This window comes from Sphingomonas sp. MS122 (assembly GCF_049532975.1).
In the GTDB taxonomy this organism is placed as follows: domain Bacteria; phylum Pseudomonadota; class Alphaproteobacteria; order Sphingomonadales; family Sphingomonadaceae; genus Sphingomonas.
The window spans coordinates 1,984,922-2,008,956 of record NZ_CP186695.1; the positions used below are offsets into that span (position 1 = coordinate 1,984,922).

Genomic DNA, 24,035 nt, shown 5'->3' on the forward strand with positions numbered 1-24,035 from the left:
TACCCACGGTACTCGACTCGTTCGTAGGCTACGCCCAGCGCGCGCGCCTGCCGTGCCAATGTTCGGCTATGTCGAGAGACCATCGATCGTCAACGTCGATCCAATCGAGGCCACTGCAGTCCGCGGTGAATGCAGTTCCCTGAACAGCAAGAGCACGCATCCCTTCAGTCAAGGAGGGCGCCTCGAGATCGCGCAGCGCCGTGAAGAGTCCTTCGCCAACCGCGAAGACGCCCATGTCGAAACAGTCATACGGGTCGAGGCCCTTGGCGATGGCGACGATCCGTCCGCCGACAGTCTGCACGCGCGTTACATCGTCGAGATCAACCCAATCACTCTCGATCCGCCGATCGACCGCGAGCCTGGCATGGCCAGCAGCGCCCGCTTGCGCCATGCAACGGTACAACGCCGGATCGACAAGATGGTCGCACATCGCCAGCAACGCTTCGTCGCCTGCGACATGGTGCTGCGCTGCTAGCACCGACATGCCGTTAGGTTTGCTGTAATCGTCAACTCTGACGGTCCGCACAACAATCGGCCACGACTGGCTTGCGATATACGGCTCGATTCGGTCAGCGCCGTAGCCAAGCACGACGACTGCCCGCGCCAACCCTGCCTCGGCCAACCCAAAGATCGCATGCGCGAGAAGGGGGCGCCCGCCCACTGCGCAGAGGGGCTTGAGCGGAGCCGCTGAGCGCAAACGGCTGCCTTCGCCTGCGGCTAGCAGGATCGCGGTCTCGATCACATCAATGAACCGCAATGAATTCTTCAACTGCTCCAGCGGCGACATCATCGGTCATCTGCGTACGCGGATGCTTGCAAAAGTATGCCGAGGCCGCATCGATTGGGCCGGACATCCCGCGATCCTTCGCCAACTTGGCGCAACGGATCATGTCGATCGCAACCCCAGCGCTGTTAGGGCTGTCCTCGACCGAAAGGCGTAGTTCAAGGTTCATCGGCACGCCACCGAACATTGAGCCTTCCATGCGCAGAAAGCAGACCTTGTTGTCATTCTGCCACGGCACATAGTCTGACGGACCGATATGCACATTCTCGTCATGGAGCCTCTCCGCCGCCACCGACTGCACCGCTTCAGTCTTGGAAATCTTCTTCGAGGCCAGGCGAAGGTGGTTCGACATGTTGAGGAAATCGGTATTCCCGCCAGTGTTTAGCTGATAGGTGCGCTCCAGCTTCACACCGCGCTTGGCGAACAAATCGGTGAGTACGCGGTGGACTATCGTCGCCCCCAATTGCGCCTTGATGTCGTCGCCGATGATCGGCACGCCGGCTGCGGTGAAGCGATCCGCCCATTCGGGGTCGCTAGCGATGAACACAGGGATGTTGTTGACGAAGGCCACCCCTGCCTCGAGCGCGCACTCGGCATAGAATTCGCTCGCCGCCTGCGATCCTACGGGGAGGTAGTTCATCAGCACGTCTACATTGGCAGCACGGAGCGTTGCGACGATTTCCTCCTTGGTCATCTCCGCTTCATTCGCGACGATGAAGGTGCGGTCGTCGGTATAATCTTCCATATGCTCGGCCACGCCGTCGAGGACGCGGCCCATCATCACCTTGGCGCCGGTGGCCTCGATCGTCCCGCAGAAAATCGCAGTGCAATTGGGCTTGGCGAAGATCGCGTCGGCGACATCCAAGCCAACCTTGCGCTTATCGACGTCCCAGGCTGCGACCACCTTGATGTCACTGGGGCGATAGCCGCCCAGGTCCCAGTGCATCAAGCCGACGGTGTCGTTGGCGCCGTCGCGATAATGGGACAAGCCCTGGACCAGAGAGCTGGCGCAATTGCCGACGCCGATCAGGGCGATGTTGATGCTCGACATTATACTTCACGTCCTTCGGGTAGGTGAGGAGTCAGAGGGAGAGATCGGTTCGATCGCCGTGCCGGCGACCCGGAACTCGATCACCCGATGCCAAGCGAGGCCGATGAGGAGGATCGCCGTGAGAGGAACGAGCTCGAACCACCAAAATAGCCGCGGATCATTGGCGAGGCAGGCGAGAAAGATCGCGTAGACGCGGACATTGGCGCTGAGCAGCGACATCAGCCGCATCGGTCGCGCGGCAGCAACCCCATAAGCCGCGGCTAAGAGCGACGGGTCGCGCTTCCCGCGCAGCGCTTGATCGAAGGGGGAGGCGATGCGATCAACCAGCCCGGCAACGCAATCATAGAGCTGCACGAGTGGATTACGGCTGTGCGCCAGCGGTGGGGCTCCCTCGCCCCGGCACCGGCGGTGGAAGCGGGCGCGCTCGCCTTCGTAGAGGCTCGATTGCACGGCATGCGCGATACCTGCGGAAATCGCCAGCGCCCAGCCTTCGAAAGTGTCGATCGAAGCCGCGAGAACGATATAGATCAACACGAACACGCCATGATCGCAAAGGCCATCGAGCACACGGCCGAGCAAGCTGGCGGTCCCGGTCGCCCGCGCAATCATACCGTCGAGCCCGTCGGCGATCAGCCAGGCAATCGACAGCAGCAGCCCCGCGATCGCCCACGGCCACGCGGTCCAGTTTGAATAGGCCAGCGCCGCTAGAATCCCGAGCACCAGTCCGCCAACTGACACTGCGTTCGCCGATATCCGGCACGCGACAAACCATGGCAGCAGGCGGCGGCCTGCCGGGTGGATGATCCAGAGGTTCGTCGGATCCTCGATCCGACGATCCCGTGACTGGTCCGGCGGAAGAGGTGTCATCAATTTGTCACCTAGCTCCCTCGCTGGCCGTTCAGCAAGTGATTTGCGGTGGTTCGCCAGGCAGTGAGCATCGTCGGCAACCTTCTGTCGCCACGCACAGGAACACTACGGGCAAAATACGCGCCACCATGGGCGGCCTTGCTCGATGGGCCCACGCATCACCGAATTCGTCTGACTACGGGGCTGGGGTCCGTCGCTTAGCCAGTGGCGTGTCTGGTCTGCTTCAAGGTACCTTTCCGGCTCGATGTCGCTGTTTCCAGCCACTCACTGGATCATTGCCGCAATGCGCCCTCATATCGGCCATTCAGCTGGTTTGCGATCAGTCCTGGCGGCCGTCGTTCCTTCAGGCGATGGTCGGGTGCAGCTGCTATATGGTTAGCTGTCCTATACGTCCTGTGACGAGGCCCCAATTCACTGCGGAGGTTCGGCGCGGATCATGTACAGCCGGACTAGGCGTTGGCCGACTTCGTTCCACCATTTGGCTTGTTCGAATGCTCCGCTTGCTCGCAACTCGGCGATCCTACGCTCGATCACCTCGGGGCCGTCCTCGCCATTCTCACGGTCGAATGCGAGCGCGTCAGCCCAGATCGCGAGCTCGCGTTCCAAGGCTATCTCTGCCACCATACAAGCAGCCGGCGACGACGGCTGGCGGAATCTAGATGCAAGCGGCGGCGTTCGCGAGCGCGCTGGAGGGCCGTCGCTATGAAAGTCATGCCGATGGCGACAAACGCGATCGCAACGGCATAGGCAACACTGAGGTGGGGATCGATAGCGCCTCTCCGACTGGTAAGCGGGAGCGCGCAGAGTCTCTCAGCCATCGGCGCTTACGGTAAACGACAGCCGACGATGCCCCTTGATAGCACGAATTCAAACTGAGGCGTCCTTAAAAGGGCGACCCCCAGGCGAGGCCTGCTATTTCAAACTATCTTTGGATACAGACTTTCGCCGCGGCGCCTGCCACCCTATATCAAGCGCATCGCTGGCAAGACGGTCACGTAGGCGCCAGCGGCTGAGAGACCATCGCGCTCCCGCTTACATCAGCTGGAGCTATCCGATGGATCTCAATTACCTGCTATCCCGACATCAGATTTCCCTGATGCAAGCCGATGCCGCTGCTTGCTCCGAGGCGCGCATCGCCCATCGCGGACGCGCCGGACATTATGCCGAGCGTATCCGCGAGCTTCAGAGCAAGCTCGGCGCAGCGCCGGCGTTGATCGGGCAGACCTGATTTGCCCAAGGAGGATCTCCTTACCCTCGACGGGCTGATCGAGGAAATACTTCCAGATGCCCGCTTCCGCGTCCTTCTCGAAAATGGACATCGCATCATCGTCTACACGGCCGGCAAAATGCGCAAATATCGCATACGCACGCTGGTTGGCGATCGCGTTCAAATCGAGATGTCGCCATATGACATGGAAAAGGGCCGGCTCGTCTATCGCGAGCGGGTGGCAAACGCCGGTTTCAGCACTCGCAGCTCGAGGCGAAGATGACCGACAGAGCATCCGTTCCTCCCAAGCTGTCCGCGCCAAAGCTCAAGCTGTTCCGCAAGAAATTCGAAGCGCCGCGCCTCTCGCCCGAAGCCGTGGAGCGTCAGAGCCGCGCGACACTGTTTGCCTGGAATATCCTTGGTGGCGATGCGGCTATCGCCTTTCTCAACAGATATCATGAGGGCCTCGAAGGCCGCCCGCTAGATATCGCGGTTGCGAGCGCGGCAGGTTGCGAAGCGGTTGAGCTCGCCATCGCCGCCTATGCCAGAGGCGATTGACGCGCTGCATGCCGTTGATAAGTACGGCTCGCGGTCGGCATGACGGATGAACTCGCACGGGCATATATGACGCTCCGCCGCAGCGCGGATTTCTTCTCCTTCTCGCTGGCACGGTGCAGCGCGCCGACGAGCGCTGTGCAGCCTATTTCACACCAGCTGCGGTCAAGGGTTATCGGTAACGGCCTGCGCGAGCTGGACCGGTTCCTGAACATCCTTATCGACCAAGTCGCCTGGCGGCGGCATCTGCCAACCACTCCCGGCCAGCGAAACACCGCAAACAAGCTTCAAGCGTTCTGGAGTGATATCGGAGTGACGAGCGACGGTCACGTGCGGCTTCGGGCGCTTGGGCGGTCGCGGGATTGCCTGTTCCATTGCGATGGTATCGCCCGACGGGCAGATGTGGGTAACGCGGGGGTCATGACCTTGGGTTGGCCCGACGAGAATGGCCTCCTTCAGGTAACTACCTTGGGAAGCCCGATAATCGTCAAACCAGCAGATCTCCAAAACGTTCGCGCCTTCTATGGCCAATTAGCCGACGATCTCCACCTTGCCGCAGGTCCATGTCCAGCTGAACCATGCTAGTCGAGCATCTGTCACATAAGCGATTGCGGCTCCCGGCCTGCATTTATTTTAGGGCCGCCCGAAACGAATGCGACTAATTGCGCAAGCGCTTGTTGAGTCGGCCGAGGTGCCGATGGCCGAGGATCGCATTGTCGCCGTCGGTTTCCTGACCAGCGCTGACCTAAGGTTGTTGGGAGAACGCTTTGCCGTTATTTTCCGGTCGAGCATGAGGATGTGTTCACAGACCTCCTATCCGAACTCGACAAGGTCGAGGCCACGCCTTTCGGAAAAGGTGTAAGCATACAACGGAAATCGCCTGTCTGACGTCGCCCTCTCCGCAGTGCGATATCGGCCAGCTGAGCCCAGTGGATGGGCGATTTGTCGGCGCCGCGGACGCCTTCCGCAGCATGACCGTCGAGGTGACGGTCACGGCCATGCCGGAACGTGCCCGAAGTGCGGCAAACTAGCGAATGCCGCCCTAAATCACTCCGTCAATCGCAAACCGGTTGACCGGATGGCACCGCGCGCTCAGCCAACCGCTTCCTAGATCGCCTCGGTGCCCACTCGCCAAGCCGCTGAAGACATCCACAGAATTGAGCACGATGCAATTTCTCCGTTTCCTCCCCGGCTCGGCGCACGACCTCGCGATGGACCTCGGCACCGTCAACACGGTCGTCTATGCGCGCGGTCGCGGAATCGTGCTTAGCGAACCGTCGGTTGTCGCGATCGAGACGGTCGCCGGCGTGCCGCGCGTTCGCGCGGTCGGGGCCGAAGCCAAGCTCATGCTGGGCAAGACACCCGACAACGTCAGCACGATCCGGCCAATGCGTGACGGGGTCATCGCCGATATCGACGTCGCCGAGCAGATGATCAAATACTTCATCGAAAAGGTGCGAGGGCGTGCTTCCCGCTTCGGTCGCGGACCGGAGATGGTGATCAGCATTCCGAGCAGCGCCACGCAGGTCGAACGCCGCGCCATCCGCCGGGCGGCAACGAACGCGGGTGCGCGCAAGGTCTTTCTGATCGAGGAGTCGATGGCCGCAGCGATCGGGGCGGGATTACCCGTGGCCGAACCACGCGGCGCGATGGTCGTCGACATCGGTGGCGGAACGACGGAGGTCGCCATCCTCTCGCTGCGTGGACTGGCCTATAGCGCCTCGGTTCGCGTCGGTGGCGATCGTATGGACGAAGCGATCGCGTCTGGCATCCGCCGCAAGCACAATTTGCTGGTTGGCGAAGCGACCGCCGAACGTATCAAGGTCGAAATCGGCACCGCGCAATATCCCGGCGTCGGCGTCGGCGCCGTGACGAGCGTCCGGGGACGGGATCTGGTCAAGGGCATGCCGGCCGAGGTCGAGGTCAATCAGCGCGAGATCGCGCACTGGCTGTCGGACCTCACGGCGCAAGTGGTCGAAGCAACACTCACCGCGCTGGAGAAGACCGAACCTGAACTGGCGTCGGACATCTACGATTGCGGGATCGTGATGACCGGCGGCGGCAGTTTGCTGGGACAACTGAACGACGTACTCTCGAAGGCAACGGGATTGCCGGTCGTCGTTGCGGACAATGCGCTGATGTGCGTGGCGACCGGCGCGGGCGCCGCCCTGGAAGATCCGGGCTTCCGGGGGGTGATGTCGGACGGATAGCCTCGCGTGACCTAGGCTTGGCGATTACCCCCTGCGATCTTATGCCTCCGTTGCCGGAACGCGCGTCGCGAGCTCCCACCTGCAGCGATCACCCAGCCCTGCGGCGGTCGGCATCACGGCGAGCTCCGGGACCACTTCCACCGAGCAGGGCAGCGCCGGCGCATAGATGAAGCGCCAGCACCACCTGCATTCGGTCGCGCCTAGGTTGGAAGGCGGCGTGGCCCATGGCAGCGCTTGCCCTCTGTCAGGTTGCGCTTCTCGGTCGTCCAAAAACATGGAAAACTCCAATGAGGGGAGGACGGCAGCAGCATCGCGGTAGGCTGCTGCAATATGCGTCAGTTTCGGCGTCACGGCGTGATCGAACCCCGTGAGTTCAAGGCAGTCGATCTGGTGCTGCTGGCACGTGGCAGCGTCGACGCGGGCCGCAGTGAGCTGTCGGGGCTATTTGTCCAGCAACTTCGCTTCGCGGCGCTCACGCTGGCGCTTGTCATCGCGCGCCATCTTCACGGCGCGGGAATTGTGCCGCAGCACCAGCGCTATGCCGGTTGCTGCAAGGACCATCATCAGGATGAGGCCATAGGCCACCAACAAGCGAGTCTCGATAGATAATACCCTTAGTTCGGTGCCGATCTGTCCGCGCGCTCAGCGGAACGCGGAATAACCAAGCGCGAATTCGCGTCGGCTATTTGGTGGCGATCTCGTTCGCCTCGGCGCGATAGGTTTGTTTGACGAAGGTGCGCGCGGCGGTCTGCGTCTTGAACGTATCCTCCAGCACTTCGCTCGACACGAGCGGATAGCCTTGCGAGTTGAACCGCGTCGTGCGCACGGTCACCCGGAAGATACCTTCTTCGTCCTTCGACACGAGATAGGGGCGGACTGGTACTCTCGACATAGGCATCTCCTTGAGCAGATGGGGTGAGCGCATCGCCAGCAGCCCGATCGCGCCACGATCGGCCCGCGGTGTGGCCGCTATCGACGAATGGAGAACGGGCGGAAGGCCAGGCCGGGGCTGCTGTGGGCAACCTAGCGACAGCACGCAGAAGCGCCCGCTTCGAGCAGGTCTCACGCATCGTTCAAGTGCTGGGCCGCGACGAATGGGTCGCCCTCGCAACAGGAAGCCAGCGCCGCCAATGCGAATCGGCGAGCCCGTGTCGGCGCGCCAGTCGGACGACTATGGGCGCTGCGCGGAGAACGCGCAAGGCGCGCGACACCGTCGCCCACTCGGCCAGGAGACGTGTGGACGGGATGGTCACGCACTGCGAATGCGCCTACGGTGGGATCATCATCGCACCACCCGCTTCGCAAGCGCGCGATGCCAGAGAGAAACGGATTGCTCCCGCTTGCCGACGGGAGAATCACATGACGAACAATCTCGCACATCGTGGTTTCGACGAGCCACGCCGGTTGGTGACCGATCTGCCAGAGGATGTTTCCAGTGCGCTCACCAGGCTGGCGCTGCCCGTCGCGACCAGATCATGCGCTTCCGCGCCCGGTCGAGCTTATTTCGAGGTTTATCGTGCCGATCGCGTCAATCTCACGTCGATCCTGTTCTCGGGTGGCGACTGGCGGTGGCGCTTCTGCGCGCCGGACGGCACGTTGATTGCCACCAGCGCCGGCTATCGCGACGAACGTTCGTGTGCGGATGCTGTTGCCGCGCTACGTGGCGCCGCGGGAACGGCTGAGGTCCGACATCCCTGAGTGATCGCGCTGGCCTTTGGCATGGGTAGCGGTGGTCGCTCCGCGGCAGTACCATCAGGCCGAACGGAGACCTGCATGAACTCGACTGAAGCCGGCACGCCGACGCCCGACCGGCGCATCGCCTTGCTGATCGATGCGGACAACGTCTCGTACGGCAAGATCGCCGCGATGCTGGCCGAGCTCTCGAAATACGGTACGGCCAATATCCGGCGCGCCTATGGCGACTGGGCGAGCTCGGGTCTGAGGGGCTGGATCACCAAGCTTCACGAGCACGCGATCCGGCCGATTCAGCAGTTCAGCTATACCAGGGGCAAAAACGCGACCGATATTGCACTGGTGATCGACGCGATGGAGCTGCTCTACACGCAAAAGCTCGACGCCTTCTGCATCGCGTCGAGCGATGCCGATTTCACCCCGTTGGTCATGCAGCTGCGCGCAAACGGCCACGACGTCTATGGTTTCGGTGAACGCAAGACGCCCGATCCGTTCGTCAACGCCTGCACGACGTTCCTTTACCTCGACCGGCTGGGTGAGGAAGGCGGCGCGGCGGTAAAGCCGGAGCCGGCACCGTCGGACGAGGCGCCTGCGAGCAGGAAGAAGCCGTCGTCAAAGGGGCAAAAGGCGGAAGCTAAAGCCGCAAAGGCGCCGCTGAGCCAGGACGCCAAGCTGGTCGCAGTGCTCCGCGGCGCGGTGGAGGCCACGGCTGGAGATGACGGATGGGCACCGATGGATGCCGCCGGGAGTGCCGCGCGCCGCCAGGCACCGATCGATCCGCGCAACTATGGCGCGCGCAATTTCCCCAAGCTCTTCGAGGCGGTCGGGCTGTTCGACATCGTGAAGGCGGACGAGAACGGACAAAGCTATGTCGCGGACCGACGCAACAAGGACCGCACTTCGAAGCCACGGTTCTAGCGCCAGTCGGCGACGGCGCCGGCACAATCCGTTTCACCCGGGCGACAATCCGCCACCTCATACCAATATCGTCATCATCGCCAACAGTTCCGTTCGTAGGGGCGACGCCGAGGGACCATGGTGCTCCCGCTAACGAACGCAGCGTGCGCTGCCTGCAGTCGGGGCAAAAGCGGTCGCTCACGACATGTCTCATGCGAGCGTCTTCTATTCCGGCATCTACTTCCGAAAGCGGACAGACCGCTCACGGCCCAAGTCTTGCCTTTGGACAATCTTGCCCACGTGTCGTGCCTTCCCCTCACTTACTAGCGACGGCAGGTGAACGTCCCATTCTATCGCACAATGTCCATCAAAATTTATGGTATGTGTGATGGTATCATACTCACCGCACGAGCCATTGTTATGAAATATCAACTACTTACCTGCAGTTTGCCGCTTCCGTAGGGGTCACCATGCTTTGCAATGGCCTGGTGCCATTGGCGGCGGACCAGACAAGAATATCGTCATTACGTGAACGGGTCCGCATATCCCCGCTTCGGCGCATGGGACGATTCTCTCGATAATTGCGAATTCGCAGCGCCCAGGGCGCCAGATGCTCGCATATCCGTCCGGCCCGTATACGACATACGCGCTCGAACTTGCGCCGCTCAGCCCGAAATGGAGCGTGTGTCTGGATGTGTCGGTCTTCTGGAAATAGTAAGTGAACTCGTAGGTTTTCGAGCCGTCGATCTGGATCGCGTTGGACTGGTTGCCACCGCCTTGCGCGGCATTGTCGAGCTGGCCTGCCTGCATCGCCCAGGCCGGAAGCCCGTCGGGCCCGATCACGCGGGCCCAGCGGCTTTCCTCGACCATTCCCGCCGGGTTCTGCCAGCCCTGGATCGTGGCGGCGCCGCCTTCGAGGTTGAGCTCGCGGACCGCGGGCTGGCCGAACTGGGTGAAATAGCCCGGCTCGGACAGCGGCGAGTAGCTCTGGAAGCGCGCCGCGATGGCCGTACCAGGCGGGGCCCCGCTCCAGCGCAGATTGGTGACGTCGCGGACCTTGGCACCGCTTTCCAAGTCGTAGACCCCGCCGAGCGCGCCCGCAGGAACCGAGGGTGAGCCGTCGGGCAGGATATAGGCGACGATCTCATACCAGCGGCCCGCCTCGAAGCCGGCCGAGCTGGCGGCAATGCCGCTCGCGAAGAAATTGTGGATGACCGGTTCGCCGGTCTCGGCATTGACCAGCGGATTTGCGCCCGTCTCATTGACCACGCCGAAATGCACGCCGTGGGAATTGGGCGGCGTGGTCTCGGCGAGCCGGAACGCGATGCGGACCTCATATCCCTTTGATCCGTCCGCCGGGAAATAGTTGGTATAGTTCGACCCGCCATCGGCATTGGTGGTGGTCTGGCCCGAATGGATGATCGGCATCGGCAGCCCGTTGGGGCCGATCCCGCTCGTCCATACCGCGCTGTCGAATGACCAGGCGTAGAAAGGCCAGCCGCCGACCTGGACCTGCCCCGGGGGGGAGGGCTTGCGGATCGTCGGGCCAACCGGTCAGGTCGACGAGATTGGGCCCCTGCGCGGTTGCCGGCCAGTCGGCGAGGTCGACGAGGTTGGGACCGCGCGCATTGTCGCCCGAAAGCAGCCAGCCATAGGTGTCGAGCAAATTGCCGCCGGCCGGGACGGTGACCGTGTCGACCCGGCCGAGCTCGTCGCGATAGAGGGTGAGCTGCGTCGCGCCGGCGCCGTCGGTCGCGGCGATACGGCGGCCGAGGCCGTCATAGACGTACAGCGCGGCATCGACCCCGTCACCGCGCTGCATGAGCAGGTTGCCGGCCTGGTCGTAGATGAAATGCTGGACGCTCGAGGGCTTGCCCGCGTCGTTCGCGCCGGCGCTGGTCGCGGCCGACCAGCTCGTGATCTTGAGGATGTTGCCGCGCGCGTCGCGGTGGATGTCCTGGATCTGGACCGAGCTCTTGTTCGGCAGGCCGCTGACCCAGTTTTGCATATCGGCATAGGTGGGCGGCGAGGTCGGCCCGAAAGCCGAGGCGTTGAAGCTGTGCACCGGGAAGTTGATCGTCCGGACCAGCTCGCCCAGGCTATATTCATAGGCGGTCACATTGCCCGCGGAGCTGATCGAATAGCGCAGCAGATTGCCGTCATATACGAACCACGAGGTCATGCCGCCCGCGGGCGCGGGGTCGCTCAGCTCATCGCCGCCATAGCCGACATAGCTGGTCTCGCTGCGGAGTTCATTGGTCGCCGGATCATAGAAGCGACGGATGTTGACGCCGTCGCTGCGCAGCTCCTGCGTGACGTTGCCATTCTGATAGCCGTATTTGACCCAGCTCAACGCATTGGCGGTACCGACCTGGTCGAGCCCGTCATAGACGCGGACCTCGGTGACATTGTCCTCGCCGTCATAGGAATAGGTGCGCACGCGCTCCTTGGCGTCCTGACGCGGCGCGGCTTCGATCACCTTTGTGAGCCGGCCCTGCACGTCGTGGAACAGCTGCGTCGCGGCACCGTCGGGCGCGGTGACGGTGGTGATCCGATTGGGCTGGTCATAGTCGATCCGCGTGGTACGCACCGACACGTCGTCGACCCATTGCGAGATCTGCGAAACGAGATAGGTCGAACCTTCAAGCACATAGTCGATATCGACCCTGGTGCCGTCGGACTGGGCGATCGAGGCGAGGCGCTTGCTCGAGCCGTGATAGGCGTAATAGGTCGAGAAGGTCTTGCCCGCGGCGATGCTGTTGTCGCCGGGCGTCAGGTCGACCGTCACGCTGCTCAGGCGATTCTGCCCATCATAGCCGTAGCGGGTCCGCGTCAGCGTCTTCGCCGGGGTGCCGGCCTGGGCGAGGTCGGCATAGCCGGTGATCACCTCGGTGATGCGGTTGTTCGTGGTGTCCCAGCCATAGTCGATATAGCTGCCGTCCGCGGTCTGGACCCGGGTCAGCCTCCCGCTCGCATAGCTGAACTCGAGCTTGTTGCCGCTCGGATCCGCCTGAGTCTTGATCCACCATTCGCCGGACGTGCTCGAAGCTTCGTAGGTTTCGGTGATCTGCGAGCTGCCGTCGGTCCAGGTCCAGATCTGGGTGGTGCCGTTATAGACGAGCTTGTCGTGTGCGCCGGCGCCATCGGTAGTCAGATAGGCCCCTGCGCCGACGTCATAGCTGTAGGTGATCTCCGATCCGTCGGCGGAGCGGCGCTTGATCGTGCTGAGGGCCTGGTTCGCGCCGCCGGTGAGCCCGAAGATGCGCCGGTCGGTGCTCTGCCGCCAATTGTCGCCATTCTCGTCGGTAAGATTGCCAAGGCTGTTATAGGTACGCCCGATCGCGACGTCGGACCCCAGGCCGACCAGGAACTCGTCCTGCTGCTGCACCATGAGGTTGCCGGTCGCGGCGTTGAGGAACATCTGCTGCCCGGTGCGTCCGAGCAGCGATGCGCCGAGCAGGCCGGCACCGCCAAGCTGAGCGGCGGAGCCGCGTTCGAAGCCTGACCCCAAACCGGTGAAGATCGCGACCATCTTGAGAAACCCCCATCCATTCCGGTGCTGGCAATCCGGATCGAAGGGAGATCGGCGGGGAGGGGGATTGGTTTAGGAAAATTTTTGACGGGGCCGTCGACGGGCGGGTACCGCGGCGCTTCGAGCGTCCTGGCGATCCAGCGGGCGTAATGCCGTTCGACCAGCGTCGCCGAGTGTCGTGAATGGCAGTGTCCCCGAGGGCGTCTCCCGGACCTCAATCCGCCCAGGCGGCATCCTCGACATGGATCTCCGCCGCGGGCCGGGCGCCCCAGTCGTCGATCTTCGCGCGCCCGGCGATCCACAGCCGCCGGTCGCGCGGCGCGCCGAGCAGCGCCAGCCCGAGCGGCGTCTCGGCGGCGCGGAAGGCGACGCACTTGATGCTGCGTCCGTCCTCGCCCGCCACGATCGCACGGACATGACCGTTGCCGACGATGTCGCACTTGATCATGCGCACCGGTCCGGCGGCGACGCGCGGCGCGGGCCAGCCCATGCCATAGGGTCCGCCCGCCTCCATCGCGCTGACCAGCTCGGGATTGACTCCGCCGGGCGCGAGCACCGCGTCGAGCAGCAGCGCGCGCTCGCCCGCGGCACGCGCGACATTCTCGGCGAGCTTGGCCTCGAGGAAGGTCGCGAACTCGGCGATCATCGCCTCCGCCACGGTCACCCCCGCCGCCATCGCATGGCCGCCGCCCGCGATCAGCAGCCCGGCCTCCTTCGCCGCGAGGATCGCCGCGCCGAGGTCGACGCCTGCGATCGAGCGGCCCGAGCCCTTGCCGATCCCGTCGTCACCGATCGCGATGACGATCGCCGGACGGCCGAGCTTCTCCTTCAAGCGTCCCGCGACGATCCCGATCACGCCGGGGTGCCAGCCGCGCGCCGCGACCACCGCGACCGCGCCCTCGGCGGACATCGCCTCTGCCGATTGCTGCACCTCGGCCTCGATCGCGCGCCGCTCCTCGTTGAGGCGGCTCAGCTCCTCGGCGATTCCGCGCGCCTCGTCGGCATCCTCCGTCGTCAGCAGCCGGACGCCGAGATCCGACTTGCCGACGCGCCCGCCGGCATTGATCCGCGGCCCCAGCGCGAAGCCGAGATCGGTCGCGGTCGGCGCCCGGGTCAGCCGGCTCGCCTCGATCAGCGCGTTCATGCCGATGTTGCGCCGCTGCGCCATCACCTTGAGGCCCTGCGCGACGAAGGCGCGGTTCAAACCCTTGAGCGCGGCGACGTCCGCCACCGTGCCGAGTGCGACGATGTCGAGCAGGTCGAGCAGCTTGGGCTCGGCCCGGCCCGCGAAGAAGCCGCGCCCGCGCAGCACGCGCACCAGTGCCGCGCCGAGCAGCCAGGCGACCCCCACCGCGGCGAGGTGGCCGTGATTGCGGCCTTCCTCCTCGTCGAGCCGGTTGGGGTTCACCAGCGCCAGCGCGACCGGCAGCTCCGACGCGCATTTATGATGGTCGACCACGATCACCTCGGCGCCCGCCGCCTTGGCCTCCGCCAGCGCGTCGAACGCCATCGCGCCGCAATCGACCGTGACGATCAGGTCCGCGCCCTCGCGCTTCAGCCGCACCAGCGCCTCGCCCGAAGGGCCATAGCCCTCCATCAGCCGGTCGGGGATGTACGCGCGGGGATCGAGGCCGAGATCGCGCAGCAGCCGGATCAGCAGCGCCGCCGAGGTCGCCCCGTCGACGTCATAGTCGCCGAACACCGTCACCGCCTCGCCCCGCTGCACCGCGTCGGCGAGCCGCTCGGCCGCCTTGTCCATGTCGCGGAAGATCGAGGGGTCGGGCATGAACGCGCGGATGCTGGGCGCGCGGTGCGCCTCCAGCTCCTCGCGCGCGCAGCCGCGGGTGAGGAGGAGCTGGGTCACCAGGTCGTCGGGGGCGAAGCCCGGGTCGCGCGCATCCGCCGCCAGGCCGCGCCAGCGCCAGGGCTGGCCGAGGATCGAGCTGTGGACGTTGAGCACGGGAGTCATCCGGGGGTCTTAGCGCGGATCGGCGGGCAGGGGAATCGCGGCCTCCGCTTTCCCCTCGTTCGGCGATCATCGCAACGACACATAGCGTTCCAGCGGCCGCGAAAACGCCTCCAGCTCGCGCGGGCGGATCTCAAACCCATCGGGATCGTCGCGGATATGGCCAAGCTGCGTGCGATGAAACCGGATCAGCGAGCGCTTTGCGGCGGAGCTCACCGGCAGGGCCGAGAGGCGACCATGCCGAAGCGGTTGCGGCGGCCACACCCGGTAGCCGAGCAGGCGCAGATGCTTTCCCGTCGTTTCGAGCGCGATGGCCACCGCCCGATGATCCGGATGCGCATCGTCGCGCGTCGGTCCCACGATCAGATCGAGCCGCGGCAAGCGCCGGATCTGCCGGGCGAGGGCACGGCGGCACGTATCCACGGTCGTCGCGCCATCCGGCAAGCCCAGGAAATGGATCGACCCGGGCATCACCCCAAGCCGGCGGAGCGCGTGCCGGGTTTCCATCTGTCGCGCGGCGACGAGCCGGCGGCGCGGCCATTTGAGACTGTTCGGGTGCGACGCGGCCCCGTCGGTCGCAACGGCGACGTGTACCGCGGTTCCGCGACGGATGAGGTAGGCGATCAGCCCCGCCGCGCCGATCAGCTCGTCATCGGGATGCGGCGCGACGATGAGCGCCGTGCGCGGATGGCCGAGACGCGGCCTCACCATGTCAGTCCTCGAGGATGCGGCTGTGCGTCCGCGTGTCGCGCATCCGCAGGTACACGACCAGCGACACCCCGATCATCGCCGTCACATACCAGTAGAAGCCCCGCTCCCAGCCGCGATCCTTGAACCACAAGGCGACATATTCCGCGGTCCCGCCGAAGATCGCATTGGCCAGCGCATAGGGCAGGGCGACGCCCAGGGTGCGGATATGCGCGGGGAACAGCTCGGCCTTCACCACCGCGTTGATCGAGGTGTAGCCGGTGACGATCACCAGCGCGCCGAGCATCAGCGCGAACGCCGCCCAGGCGCTGGTCACCTGTTCCAGCGCGGTGAAGATCGGATAGGTGCAGAGGACGCCCAGAACCCCGAATCCGACCATCAGGGGCTTGCGTCCGATCCGGTCGGAGAGCGCGCCCGCGAGCGGCTGGATGCACATGAACACGAACAATGCGGCGGCATTGATCTCCGACGCGGTCTCGCGGTCGAAGCCCGAGGTGTTGACCAGGAACTTCTGGAGGTAGATCGAATAGGCGTAGAAGGCGAGCGTGCCCCCGGCGGTGAGCGCCATCACCAGTAGGAACTCGCCGGGATGCTCGCGCAGCAGCGCCAGCGCGCCGGTCTTGCGCCCCTCGGCCCTGGCATTGTGGAAGCTCTCGGTCTCCGCGAGCCGGCGCCGCAGCCAGAACACGATCACCGCGAGTGCGCCGCCGATGAAGAAGGGAATGCGCCATCCCCAGCTCTCCAGCGCGGCCTCGCTCATCGACGCCTGGAGCACCAGCAGCACGCTCAATGCGATCAGCTGTCCCGAGATCAGCGTGACATATTGGAAGCTCGAGAAGAAGCCGCGGCGCTTCTTGCCCGCCATTTCGGACAGATAGGTCGCGCTCGCGCCATATTCGCCGCCGATCGAGAGCCCCTGCATCAACCGCGCGAACACCAGCAGCGCGGGCGCGACCCAGCCGATCGACTCGTGGCCCGGCGTCACCGCGATCAGCAGCGATCCCGCGCACATCAGCGACACCGACAGCGTGAGGCCGGCCTTGCGCCCGTAGCGGTCGGCATAGACTCCCATCAGCCAGCCTCCGATCGGCCGCATCAGGAAGCCGACCGCGAACACCGCGGCGGTGTTCAGGAGCTGCGTCGTCTGGTCGCCCTTGGGGAAGAAGTGCGGCGCGAAATAGAGGGTGAAGGCGGCATAGGCATACCAGTCGTACCATTCGACCAGATTGCCCGCCGATCCGCCCAGGATCGACTTGAGCCGCTCGCGCGTGCGCGCGCCTTCACTCGCACCTGTGGCCGTCATCCCCACTCCCCAACCGTCGTCCCGGCCCCTTCGGCTGCCTGCAGGGCAGGCGCTCGGGACGGGCTCGTGCCCGGGTCCACGGCTCCCGGAGGGGCTGACTTCAAGCCTCTGCGTCCTAGCTTGCCTCCCGGCGGACCCCGGCACAAGGCCGGGACGACGGGCGCGGTGCATCCGGGCGTCAGAACAGCCCCGGCACCTCGCGCTGCGGGGTGGTCGGCCGATCGGGCGTCACCAGCTCCATCGGCTTGCTCACCTGTGCGCCGGCGGCTTGCGGGCTGAGGCCCGGGGCGCCCGCCGATGCCGTCGCGCTGATCGGCGTGCAGCTCCGTCCGGCGAGGAAGTCCAGCGCCGCGCGCGTCGAGGCTTCCGCGGGATCGCCGAGCTGGCGGCTGATATCGTCGCTCGCCTGGCAGGTCGCGCCCATGAACGCGGCGAGGCCGTTATAATAGGCGCCCTGGTGGTTGGCGTTCTCCAGCGCGAAGGCGATCACCCGCAGCCGGTCGTCGCATGCCGCCTGGTCGAGCGCGATCTGGCCGACCGGCTTGCCATAGGTGTTGGTGCCGACCAGCGCCGCGCGGTTGCCGAGATAGGGGATGAAGGTGTTCATCACCAGCTCGCTCGCCGAGGCCGAGCCCCCGGTGCCGATGAAGGCGATGCGCGTCGGCGCGATCGACTGCGGCTGCGGCGCGAAATAGACGGTCTCGTTGTTCGACGCCTTGGACGGGCGGAAGGTCACATAATTGGCGACGGTCGAGGTCGTGCGGTCCGCCCCGAGCAAATTGTTCACGAGGTCCGCGATCGAGATGAGCCCGCCGCCATTGTAGCGCACGTCGATGATCACCTCGGTGATTCCCTGCGCCCTGAAGTTGGCGAAGGCGCTGCGCAGCGGGGTCTCCGCCGTGTTGATGAAGGTGCGCAGGTTGATGTAGCCGACCTTCTTCCCGCCGTCGTCGATCACCTTGGCGCCGTAGCGCGACGAGACCGGGGTCAGCGTGAAGTCGGCCATCGCCAGCGTCACGTTGCGCGTGCCGGCGCCGTCGCGCACCTGGAACACGCGGGTGAGCCCCACCGCGGGCGTGCCGAGCGCGTTGTTGAGACCGGCGACCCCCTCGCTCGCGAGGATCGAGGCGACGGTGCGCAGGTTCGAGGTGCTGGTGCCGATCGACACGATCTCGGCACCGCGATCGACTCCGGCGTTGAGCGCCGGCGCGCCTTCGAACGATTCGGTGATGACCAGCCGGTTCGACCCGTCGAGCGCGAGGCGGAAGCCGAAGCCCGCGCTCGAGCCCGAGTTGTAATAGGCGTTCTCCTCGGCGATCGAGGTGATGTAGGTGAAATAGCGGTCCTTGCGCTGCGCCCGCGCGGTCGCGGTCAGCGCGTCGAGATAGTCCTCGACGGTCGAGTATGCCGCCGGGTTGAGGCCCGTGGGCAGCGTCTCGGGGAACAGATACCATTCGTTCATCTGCGCCGCGACCCAGTCCTGCCGCGCGCGCAGCGAACAGGTGCCCGATGGGCTCGGCGTGGGGGTGACGCCGGTCCCGCCGCCGCCCCCGCCGATCGAGCCGGAGCCGCCGCCTCCACCACCGCAACCGGAGAGGAGGGCCAGCATGGCCGTCATCGCCGCGAGGCGGCGCATCGTTACATTTTGACGCATGATAACAGCAGCTTATCGCAGCCATCGCGACTCGTCATGCGGAAAGATTCGCGCCGGGACAACGACTTGCGCGGTCCCGGCGCGCGAGGGCGGGGGCCTGGCTGGAGCGCCAGCCCGACCGTTGCGGTGGCGGCATATCGGGCCAGCTTGCGCCGCATCGCGCACCATCCTCCGCCGAATCGACCAGGAACCCGTGCCCGGAAAGGAACGCCGCCATCAACTCGCGAATGCCGGGGTCGTCGTCGACGATCAGGATGCGGGTCTGGAGATCCAACGCGGTTGCCGCCCGCATGGGGCCGGAATGGCGGCGAAGCGTATCCTCGGCGTTGCAGCGCTGCAATCTGGTGTAAGGCGCGGGCGCTGTGACATTCGCGCCACGGTGCCGGCGCGCTGTTGGCAGCTTCGCCTTGTGTTTCCGGCCTCTCCCTGCTAGGGGCCGCCTCCTGACGCCCGGGGCAGGTGCTTCGGCGAACCCTTTTCTATTGAATATGATTCGGAGTTGAACGGCCTTATGCAAATCATCGTTCGCGACAATAACGTCGACCAGGCGCTGCGCGCGCTCAAGAAGAAGCTGCAGCGTGAAGGCGTCTATCGCGAGATGAAGCTGCGCCGTCACTACGAGAAGCCGAGCGAGAAGCGCGCCCGCGAGCGTGCCGCCGCGGTCCGCCGCGCGCGCAAGCTCGAGCGCAAGCGCATGGAGCGCGACGGCGCGCGGTGAAACCGGCGGGCGCGACCGCGCCCGTTAACGCCCGTGCCGCCCCCGCGCGCGTAGGGGCGTGACTTTTGTGACTTTCCGCCGCGTGCTCCGCGCGGCAACCCGGGATAGCTGAGCCATGTCGACCGTCACCGCCGTGCCGATTCCGCCGACCAAGCGCAGCTATCTCGTCTGGCTTTGGATCGGCATCGCCGTGGCGGTCGCCGCCGCGGTGGCGCTGGCCTGGGTCGGCACCTCGACCGAGGCCGTCCGCGCCTCGCTGCCCAACGACAAGTTCCTGGCGGCGAACAAGCGCCAGCCGGGCGTGATCGAGACCGCCTCGGGGCTGCAGTACGAGGTGCTCAAGCAGGGCACCGGCGCCAGCCCGACCGACGGCGACATCACGCTCGCCATGTACAAGGGCACGCTGCGCGACGGCACCCAGTTCGACGCCAGCCAGCAGCCGACACCGCTGCCCGTCACGGGGATGATCCCCGGCTTCACCGAAGCGCTCAAGCTGATGAAGAAGGGCGGCAAGTACCGCCTCTGGATCAAGCCCGAGCTCGGCTATGGCGCCGAGGCGCGCAAGGATCAGCAGGGCAAGGAAGTGATCCCGGCCAACTCGCTGCTGGTGTTCGAGGTCGAGCTGTTCGAGTTCATGCCGCAGGCGCAGTTCATGCAGATGATGCAGCAACAGCAGCAGATGGGCGGCGGCATGCCGGGTGGCCCGCCCCCGGGCGCGGAGCCCCCGCAGGGGCGCTGAGCTTCCGGGAATTGCCTGCACGCGCGATTGCGTCGCGTGCACTTGCCCAACGATTGCGAAAGGCGCACTAGCCCGCCGCGGAGGGCAACGTGTTCGACGCATTCGACCCCATCATCCTGGCGCGTATCCAGTTCGCGTTCACGGTCAGCTTCCACTTCATCTTCCCGGCCTTCTCGATCGGGCTGGCCAGCTATCTGATGGTGCTCGAGGGGCTGTGGCTGCGCACCGGCAAGCAGCTCTACCTCGACCTGTTCAAATACTGGATCAAGATCTTCGCGATCGCCTTCGCGATGGGCGTCGTCTCGGGCATCGTCATGTCCTACCAGTTCGGCACCAACTGGGCGGTGTTCTCGGACAAGGCGGGGCCCGTGATCGGGCCGCTGATGGCTTATGAGGTGCTCACCGCCTTCTTCCTCGAGGCCGGTTTCCTCGGCGTGATGCTGTTCGGGATGAACAAGGTAGGGCGCAAGCTGCACTTCGCCGCCACCTGCATGGTCGCGGTCGGCACCTTCATCTCGGCCTTCTGGATCCTGTCGGTGAACAGCTGGATGCAGACCCCGGTCGGCTATGCGATCAACGAAGCCGGGCAGTTCGTCCCCGCCGCGCCATGGTGGGACATCGTGTTCAACCCGAGCTTCCCCTATCGCCTGATCCACACCGTGACCGCCGCCTACCTCACCACCGCGCTGGTCGTGGGCGCGGTCGGCGCCTGGCATCTGCTCCGCGACAAGACCGACGCGCATGCGCGGAAGATGTTCAGCATGGCGATGTGGATGGCGGCGCTGGTCGCGCCGGTGCAGATCTTCGTCGGCGACCAGCACGGCCTCAACACCCTCGAGCATCAGCCGCAGAAGGTGATGGCGATGGAAGGCCATTATCACAGCCATCCCGAGGGTGCTCCGCTGATCCTGCTCGGCCTGCCCAATGCCAAGGAGAAGCGAGTCGACTATGCGGTCGAGATCCCCAAGCTCGGCTCGCTGATCCTCAAGCACGATCCCAACGCGCCGCTCGCCGGGCTCGACACGATCCCGGACACGGACGAGCCGCCAGTCTGGATCGTCTTCTGGTCGTTCCGCATCATGGTCGGCATCGGGCTGCTGATGCTCGGGCTCGGCCTGTGGAGCCTGTTGGCGCGCTGGCGCGGCAAGCTCTACGATTGGCCGCTGCTGCATCGCGCGGCGATCCTGATGGGGCCGTCGGGCTTTGTCGCGGTGATCGCCGGCTGGGTGACGACCGAGGTCGGGCGCCAGCCCTTCACCGTCTACAATCTGCTGCGCACCGTCGACAGCGCCTCGCCGCTCGCCGCGCCCGCGGTGGGCGCCTCGCTGGTGGCGTTCGTGCTGGTCTATTTCGCGGTGTTCGGCTTCGGCACCTGGTACATCCTCAAGCTGATGCAGAAGGGAGCGCAGCCGCACGAGCCCGAGATCACCGACGACGCGCCGATCCGCGCCGCCGGGATCACGCCCGGCCCTGCCCAAAAGGAACTCAAGGACAAGGGGGAGCTGCCCGATGGCCGTTGATCCCATCCTGGCGATGATCTGGGCGTTCCTGATCGCCTTCGCCGTGTTCGCCTATGTCGTGATGGACGGGTTCGATCTCGGCATCGGCATCCTCTTCCCCGCCTTCGAGGTGGGGGAGGAGCGCGACAAGGCGATGAACTCGATCGCGCCGGTGTGGGACGGCAACGAGACCTGGCTGGTGCTCGGCGGCGGCGGGCTGATGGCGGCGTTTCCGCTCGCCTATGCGATCGTGCTGCCCGCGCTCTACCCGCCGATCATCGCGATGCTGCTCGCGCTCGTGTTTCGCGGCGTCGCGTTCGAGTTCCGCTGGCGCGACCCGGGTCACCGCCGCTGGTGGGACTTCGCCTTCACCGCCGGCTCGTTCGTCGCGGCGCTGAGCCAGGGGATCATTCTCGGCGCATTGCTGCAGGGGATCGCGGTCGCCGACCGCGCCTATGCCGGCGGCTGGCTCGACTGGCTGACGCCGTTCACGCTGCTCACCGGGCTCAGCGTCGTCGCGGGTTATGCGCTGCTCGGCGCGACCTGGCTGATCTGGAAGACCGACGGGCGCGGGCAGGAACATGCCTATCGCCTCTCCGGCTGGTTCGGGCTTGCGACACTCGCCGCGATCGTCGCGGTCAGCGGCGCGACCCTGTTCCTGTCGCACGGCTATTGGCAGCGCTGGCTCGATTTCCCGCAAGTGCTGGCGACCGCGCAGGTGCCGCTGCTCACCGCGATCACGGCCTTCGCCTTCCATCGCTCGCTCAGGAAGAAGCGCGAGGTGCGGCCTTTCTTCCTCGCGCTCGGGCTGTTCCTGATGGGCTTCATCGGGCTCGGGATCAGCATGTGGCCCTATGTCATCCCGCGCAGCGTGACGATCATGGACGCCGCCGCGCCCGCGGCGAGCCAGGGCTTCATGCTGATCGGCGCGGGGCTGCTGATCCCGATCATCCTCGCCTACACCGCCTGGTCCTATTGGGTGTTCCGCGGCAAGGTCGGGGCGGAGGGCTATCATTGAGCGTGGACGAAGCGCCCGGGCCGCTGTGGAAGCGCCTCGCCTGGCTCGTCGGAATCTGGGCGGCGAGCGTAGCCGTTCTGGGGCTGGTCGCCGCGATCATCCGCTACTGGCTGTCGTGACCGTTGTCTCCCCCGCCGCCATCGACTAGGGCGGCGACCGTCTCAGACCAAGGCGGGGAATCGGCCGGAATATGAAGGGCATTATTCTGGCGGGAGGCAGCGGCACGCGCCTCTATCCCGCGACGCTGGCGATCTCGAAGCAGCTGCTGCCGGTGTTCGACAAGCCGATGATCTATTATCCGCTGTCGGTGCTGATGCTCGCCGGCATCCGCGAGATCCTGATCATCTCCACTCCGCGCGATCTGCCGATGTTCGAGGCGCTGCTGGGCGACGGATCGGCGTTCGGAGTGAGCTTCAGCTACGCCGTCCAGCCCGAGCCCAACGGACTCGCCGAGGCGTTCATCATCGGCGCCGATTTCGTGGGCGGCGGTCCGAGTGCGCTGATTCTCGGCGACAACATCTATCACGGCGACAAGATGGGCGAGAAATGCCGCCTCGCCGCCGACGAGGCCGCCGGGGGCGGGGCCAATGTCTTCGCCTATCATGTCGACGATCCCGAGCGCTATGGCGTGGTCTCGTTCGACCCCGAGACCGGCCGTGCGACCAGTGTCGAGGAGAAGCCCGCCAATCCCCAGTCCAACTGGGCGATCACCGGCCTCTATTTCTACGACAAGGACGTCGTCGACATCGCCAGGTCGATCCAGCCCTCGGCGCGCGGCGAGCTCGAGATCACCGACGTCAACCGCACCTATATGGAGCGCGGCGACCTCCACATCACCCGGCTCGGCCGCGGCTATGCCTGGCTCGACACGGGGACGCACGAGAGCCTGCACGAGGCCGGCGCGTTCGTCCGCACGATCGAGCACCGCACCGGCATCAAGATCGCCTGTCCCGAGGAGATCGCGCTCGAGCTCGGCTGGCTCGACGGCGACGCGGTGCTGAAGCGCGCCGCCAGCCTCGGCAAGACCGGCTATGCCGATTACCTCAAGAAGCGCGTCGCGAGCCTCGCATGACTCAGTTCAACCGCCTCGCCATCCCCGACGTGATCGAGGTCGTCCCGCCCAAATATGGCGACCATCGCGGCTTCTTCTCGGAGGTGTTCAAGCTCTCGGCCTTCGCCGCCGAGGGGATCGACATCGACTGGATCCAGGACAATCAGAGCTTCTCGGCGCAGGTCGGCACGGTGCGTGGGCTGCACTTCCAGGTGCCGCCGGTGGCGCAGGACAAGCTGGTCCGCGTCCTGCGCGGATCGATCTACGACGTCGCGGTCGATATCCGGAAGGGCTCGCCGAGCTACGGCAAATGGGTCGGCGTCGAGCTGTCGGCCGAGAAGTGGAACCAGCTGCTCGTGCCGATCGGCTTCGCGCATTGCTTCATGACGCTGACCCCCGATACCGAGGTGCTCTACAAAGTCAGCGGCCCTTACTCGAAGGAACATGAGGGCGCGATCCTGTGGAACGACCCCGATCTCGGCATCGACTGGCCCGATCTCGGTGTGGGACCGACGCTGTCGGACAAGGACAAGATCGCGCCGCGGCTGAAGGATTTCGACTCCCCGTTCGTCTACGAAGGCTGA

The 24,035-nt window shown here is 65.3% G+C and carries 27 protein-coding genes; 14 read left to right on the forward strand and 13 right to left on the reverse strand.

Annotation, left to right across the window (positions count from 1 at the left end):
* Positions 1-28: 28 nt before the first annotated feature.
* From ACO227_RS09390 to ACO227_RS09405, 4 genes are all read right to left on the reverse strand, one after another.
* Positions 29-790 (reverse strand): NTP transferase domain-containing protein, encoded by a 762-nt coding sequence (locus ACO227_RS09390; RefSeq protein WP_423607128.1) that lies wholly within the window; start codon positions 788-790, stop codon positions 29-31.
* Complete coding sequence (locus ACO227_RS09395; RefSeq protein WP_423607130.1) at positions 744-1,835, reverse strand: inositol-3-phosphate synthase; 1,092 nt, start codon at positions 1,833-1,835, stop codon at positions 744-746. The genes ACO227_RS09390 and ACO227_RS09395 overlap by 47 nt, the downstream gene beginning before the upstream one ends.
* A gap of 6 nt (positions 1,836-1,841) precedes the next feature.
* Positions 1,842-2,702, reverse strand: a complete 861-nt coding sequence (locus ACO227_RS09400; protein WP_423607323.1) for a CDP-alcohol phosphatidyltransferase family protein — start codon at positions 2,700-2,702, stop codon at positions 1,842-1,844.
* A 411-nt stretch (positions 2,703-3,113) separates the two neighbouring features.
* The gene (locus ACO227_RS09405) at positions 3,114-3,308 is read right to left on the reverse strand and encodes a DUF6961 family protein (RefSeq protein ID WP_423607131.1); all 195 of its coding nucleotides are present in this window, start codon (positions 3,306-3,308) and stop codon (positions 3,114-3,116) included.
* 490 nt (positions 3,309-3,798) lie between these two features.
* Here ACO227_RS09405 and ACO227_RS09410 point away from each other — a divergent pair, with 490 nt between their 5' ends.
* From ACO227_RS09410 to ACO227_RS09420, 3 genes are read left to right on the forward strand one after another with little or no spacing between them, the layout of a single operon-like run.
* Positions 3,799-3,930 carry a hypothetical protein gene (locus ACO227_RS09410; RefSeq protein WP_423607133.1) on the forward strand — a complete coding sequence of 44 codons (132 nt, stop codon included), beginning with the start codon at positions 3,799-3,801 and terminating at the stop codon, positions 3,928-3,930.
* A gap of 1 nt (position 3,931) precedes the next feature.
* A complete protein-coding gene (gene infA, locus ACO227_RS09415; RefSeq protein ID WP_331027618.1) occupies positions 3,932-4,192 on the forward strand; it encodes a translation initiation factor IF-1 in 261 nt (86 codons plus the stop codon).
* Positions 4,189-4,467 carry a hypothetical protein gene (locus tag ACO227_RS09420; protein ID WP_423607135.1) on the forward strand — a complete coding sequence of 93 codons (279 nt, stop codon included), beginning with the start codon at positions 4,189-4,191 and terminating at the stop codon, positions 4,465-4,467. The genes infA and ACO227_RS09420 overlap by 4 nt, the downstream gene beginning before the upstream one ends.
* A 162-nt stretch (positions 4,468-4,629) precedes the next feature.
* On the opposite strand, the gene ACO227_RS09425 is transcribed toward ACO227_RS09420, so the two are convergent.
* Positions 4,630-4,995, reverse strand: coding sequence for a hypothetical protein (locus ACO227_RS09425; RefSeq protein ID WP_423607137.1), 366 nt, complete (start codon positions 4,993-4,995; stop codon positions 4,630-4,632).
* 635 nt (positions 4,996-5,630) lie between these two features.
* Between ACO227_RS09425 and ACO227_RS09430 the strand changes: the two genes are divergently transcribed.
* The gene (locus ACO227_RS09430; protein WP_423607139.1) at positions 5,631-6,674 is read left to right on the forward strand and encodes a rod shape-determining protein; all 1,044 of its coding nucleotides are present in this window, start codon (positions 5,631-5,633) and stop codon (positions 6,672-6,674) included.
* 354 nt (positions 6,675-7,028) lie between these two features.
* Positions 7,029-7,283, forward strand: a complete 255-nt coding sequence (locus tag ACO227_RS09435) for a hypothetical protein (RefSeq protein ID WP_423607141.1) — start codon at positions 7,029-7,031, stop codon at positions 7,281-7,283.
* A 73-nt stretch (positions 7,284-7,356) separates the two neighbouring features.
* On the opposite strand, the gene ACO227_RS09440 is transcribed toward ACO227_RS09435, so the two are convergent.
* Positions 7,357-7,566: a hypothetical protein gene (locus tag ACO227_RS09440; RefSeq protein ID WP_331027624.1), complete on the reverse strand. Its 210-nt coding sequence runs from the start codon at positions 7,564-7,566 to the stop codon at positions 7,357-7,359.
* 467 nt (positions 7,567-8,033) lie between these two features.
* Between ACO227_RS09440 and ACO227_RS09445 the strand changes: the two genes are divergently transcribed.
* Positions 8,034-8,372, forward strand: a complete 339-nt coding sequence (locus ACO227_RS09445; RefSeq protein WP_331027625.1) for a YegP family protein — start codon at positions 8,034-8,036, stop codon at positions 8,370-8,372.
* A gap of 75 nt (positions 8,373-8,447) precedes the next feature.
* The gene (locus tag ACO227_RS09450; RefSeq protein WP_423607325.1) at positions 8,448-9,284 is read left to right on the forward strand and encodes an NYN domain-containing protein; all 837 of its coding nucleotides are present in this window, start codon (positions 8,448-8,450) and stop codon (positions 9,282-9,284) included.
* A gap of 444 nt (positions 9,285-9,728) precedes the next feature.
* On the opposite strand, the gene ACO227_RS09455 is transcribed toward ACO227_RS09450, so the two are convergent.
* The 7 genes from ACO227_RS09455 to ACO227_RS09485 all read right to left on the reverse strand — a co-directional run bounded on the left by ACO227_RS09455 (position 9,729) and on the right by ACO227_RS09485 (position 18,718).
* Complete coding sequence (locus tag ACO227_RS09455; RefSeq protein WP_423607143.1) at positions 9,729-10,691, reverse strand: hypothetical protein; 963 nt, start codon at positions 10,689-10,691, stop codon at positions 9,729-9,731.
* Positions 10,597-12,795, reverse strand: a complete 2,199-nt coding sequence (locus ACO227_RS09460; RefSeq protein ID WP_423607144.1) for a hypothetical protein — start codon at positions 12,793-12,795, stop codon at positions 10,597-10,599. Before ACO227_RS09460 ends, ACO227_RS09455 begins: the two co-directional genes overlap by 95 nt.
* A gap of 214 nt (positions 12,796-13,009) precedes the next feature.
* Positions 13,010-14,764, reverse strand: a complete 1,755-nt coding sequence (gene recJ / locus ACO227_RS09465; RefSeq protein WP_423607146.1) for a single-stranded-DNA-specific exonuclease RecJ — start codon at positions 14,762-14,764, stop codon at positions 13,010-13,012.
* Between the two features lie 66 nt (positions 14,765-14,830).
* A complete protein-coding gene (locus ACO227_RS09470) occupies positions 14,831-15,472 on the reverse strand; it encodes a PIG-L deacetylase family protein (RefSeq protein WP_423607148.1) in 642 nt (213 codons plus the stop codon).
* A 1-nt stretch (position 15,473) separates the two neighbouring features.
* Entirely contained in the window at positions 15,474-16,772 is a 1,299-nt protein-coding gene (locus ACO227_RS09475; protein WP_423607149.1) for an MFS transporter, read from the reverse strand.
* 178 nt (positions 16,773-16,950) lie between these two features.
* Entirely contained in the window at positions 16,951-18,426 is a 1,476-nt protein-coding gene (locus ACO227_RS09480; RefSeq protein ID WP_423607151.1) for a S41 family peptidase, read from the reverse strand.
* A 34-nt stretch (positions 18,427-18,460) separates the two neighbouring features.
* Entirely contained in the window at positions 18,461-18,718 is a 258-nt protein-coding gene (locus tag ACO227_RS09485; protein ID WP_423607153.1) for a hypothetical protein, read from the reverse strand.
* Between the two features lie 219 nt (positions 18,719-18,937).
* On the opposite strand from ACO227_RS09485, the gene rpsU reads away from it, so the two are divergent.
* From rpsU to rfbC, 7 genes are all read left to right on the forward strand, one after another.
* On the forward strand, positions 18,938-19,144 hold the full coding sequence (gene rpsU, locus ACO227_RS09490) for a 30S ribosomal protein S21 (RefSeq protein WP_010162663.1): 207 nt from the start codon (positions 18,938-18,940) through the stop codon (positions 19,142-19,144).
* A gap of 115 nt (positions 19,145-19,259) precedes the next feature.
* On the forward strand, positions 19,260-19,883 hold the full coding sequence (locus tag ACO227_RS09495) for an FKBP-type peptidyl-prolyl cis-trans isomerase (RefSeq protein WP_423607158.1): 624 nt from the start codon (positions 19,260-19,262) through the stop codon (positions 19,881-19,883).
* 89 nt (positions 19,884-19,972) lie between these two features.
* Entirely contained in the window at positions 19,973-21,403 is a 1,431-nt protein-coding gene (locus tag ACO227_RS09500; protein WP_423607160.1) for a cytochrome ubiquinol oxidase subunit I, read from the forward strand.
* Positions 21,393-22,400 carry a cytochrome d ubiquinol oxidase subunit II gene (gene cydB, locus ACO227_RS09505; RefSeq protein WP_423607162.1) on the forward strand — a complete coding sequence of 336 codons (1,008 nt, stop codon included), beginning with the start codon at positions 21,393-21,395 and terminating at the stop codon, positions 22,398-22,400. Before ACO227_RS09500 ends, cydB begins: the two co-directional genes overlap by 11 nt.
* Before the next feature lie 2 nt (positions 22,401-22,402).
* Positions 22,403-22,519, forward strand: a complete 117-nt coding sequence (locus ACO227_RS09510; RefSeq protein ID WP_423607327.1) for a DUF2474 domain-containing protein — start codon at positions 22,403-22,405, stop codon at positions 22,517-22,519.
* Between the two features lie 71 nt (positions 22,520-22,590).
* Positions 22,591-23,472 carry a glucose-1-phosphate thymidylyltransferase RfbA gene (gene rfbA / locus ACO227_RS09515; RefSeq protein ID WP_423607164.1) on the forward strand — a complete coding sequence of 294 codons (882 nt, stop codon included), beginning with the start codon at positions 22,591-22,593 and terminating at the stop codon, positions 23,470-23,472.
* The gene (rfbC, locus tag ACO227_RS09520; protein ID WP_423607166.1) at positions 23,469-24,035 is read left to right on the forward strand and encodes a dTDP-4-dehydrorhamnose 3,5-epimerase; all 567 of its coding nucleotides are present in this window, start codon (positions 23,469-23,471) and stop codon (positions 24,033-24,035) included. Before rfbA ends, rfbC begins: the two co-directional genes overlap by 4 nt.

Excerpts from the sequence above, each read along its gene's own strand:
- ACO227_RS09390 (WP_423607128.1), bottom strand. The coding sequence starts at position 790 with ATGATGTCGCCGCTGGAGCAGTTGAAGAATTCATTGCGGTTCATTGAT.
- ACO227_RS09395 (WP_423607130.1), bottom strand. The coding sequence starts at position 1,835 with ATGTCGAGCATCAACATCGCCCTGATCGGCGTCGGCAATTGCGCCAGC.
- ACO227_RS09400 (WP_423607323.1), bottom strand. The coding sequence starts at position 2,702 with ATGACACCTCTTCCGCCGGACCAGTCACGGGATCGTCGGATCGAGGAT.
- ACO227_RS09410 (WP_423607133.1), top strand. The coding sequence starts at position 3,799 with ATGCAAGCCGATGCCGCTGCTTGCTCCGAGGCGCGCATCGCCCATCGC.
- ACO227_RS09420 (WP_423607135.1), top strand. The coding sequence starts at position 4,189 with ATGACCGACAGAGCATCCGTTCCTCCCAAGCTGTCCGCGCCAAAGCTC.
- ACO227_RS09430 (WP_423607139.1), top strand. The coding sequence starts at position 5,631 with ATGCAATTTCTCCGTTTCCTCCCCGGCTCGGCGCACGACCTCGCGATG.
- ACO227_RS09440 (WP_331027624.1), bottom strand. The coding sequence starts at position 7,566 with ATGTCGAGAGTACCAGTCCGCCCCTATCTCGTGTCGAAGGACGAAGAA.
- ACO227_RS09445 (WP_331027625.1), top strand. The coding sequence starts at position 8,034 with ATGACGAACAATCTCGCACATCGTGGTTTCGACGAGCCACGCCGGTTG.
- ACO227_RS09450 (WP_423607325.1), top strand. The coding sequence starts at position 8,448 with ATGAACTCGACTGAAGCCGGCACGCCGACGCCCGACCGGCGCATCGCC.
- ACO227_RS09455 (WP_423607143.1), bottom strand. The coding sequence starts at position 10,691 with ATGCCGATCATCCATTCGGGCCAGACCACCACCAATGCCGATGGCGGG.
- ACO227_RS09460 (WP_423607144.1), bottom strand. The coding sequence starts at position 12,795 with ATGGTCGCGATCTTCACCGGTTTGGGGTCAGGCTTCGAACGCGGCTCC.
- recJ (WP_423607146.1), bottom strand. The coding sequence starts at position 14,764 with ATGACTCCCGTGCTCAACGTCCACAGCTCGATCCTCGGCCAGCCCTGG.
- ACO227_RS09470 (WP_423607148.1), bottom strand. The coding sequence starts at position 15,472 with ATGGTGAGGCCGCGTCTCGGCCATCCGCGCACGGCGCTCATCGTCGCG.
- ACO227_RS09475 (WP_423607149.1), bottom strand. The coding sequence starts at position 16,772 with ATGACGGCCACAGGTGCGAGTGAAGGCGCGCGCACGCGCGAGCGGCTC.
- ACO227_RS09480 (WP_423607151.1), bottom strand. The coding sequence starts at position 18,426 with ATGCGTCAAAATGTAACGATGCGCCGCCTCGCGGCGATGACGGCCATG.
- ACO227_RS09485 (WP_423607153.1), bottom strand. The coding sequence starts at position 18,718 with ATGCGGGCGGCAACCGCGTTGGATCTCCAGACCCGCATCCTGATCGTC.
- rpsU (WP_010162663.1), top strand. The coding sequence starts at position 18,938 with ATGCAAATCATCGTTCGCGACAATAACGTCGACCAGGCGCTGCGCGCG.
- ACO227_RS09495 (WP_423607158.1), top strand. The coding sequence starts at position 19,260 with ATGTCGACCGTCACCGCCGTGCCGATTCCGCCGACCAAGCGCAGCTAT.
- cydB (WP_423607162.1), top strand. The coding sequence starts at position 21,393 with ATGGCCGTTGATCCCATCCTGGCGATGATCTGGGCGTTCCTGATCGCC.
- rfbA (WP_423607164.1), top strand. The coding sequence starts at position 22,591 with ATGAAGGGCATTATTCTGGCGGGAGGCAGCGGCACGCGCCTCTATCCC.
- rfbC (WP_423607166.1), top strand. The coding sequence starts at position 23,469 with ATGACTCAGTTCAACCGCCTCGCCATCCCCGACGTGATCGAGGTCGTC.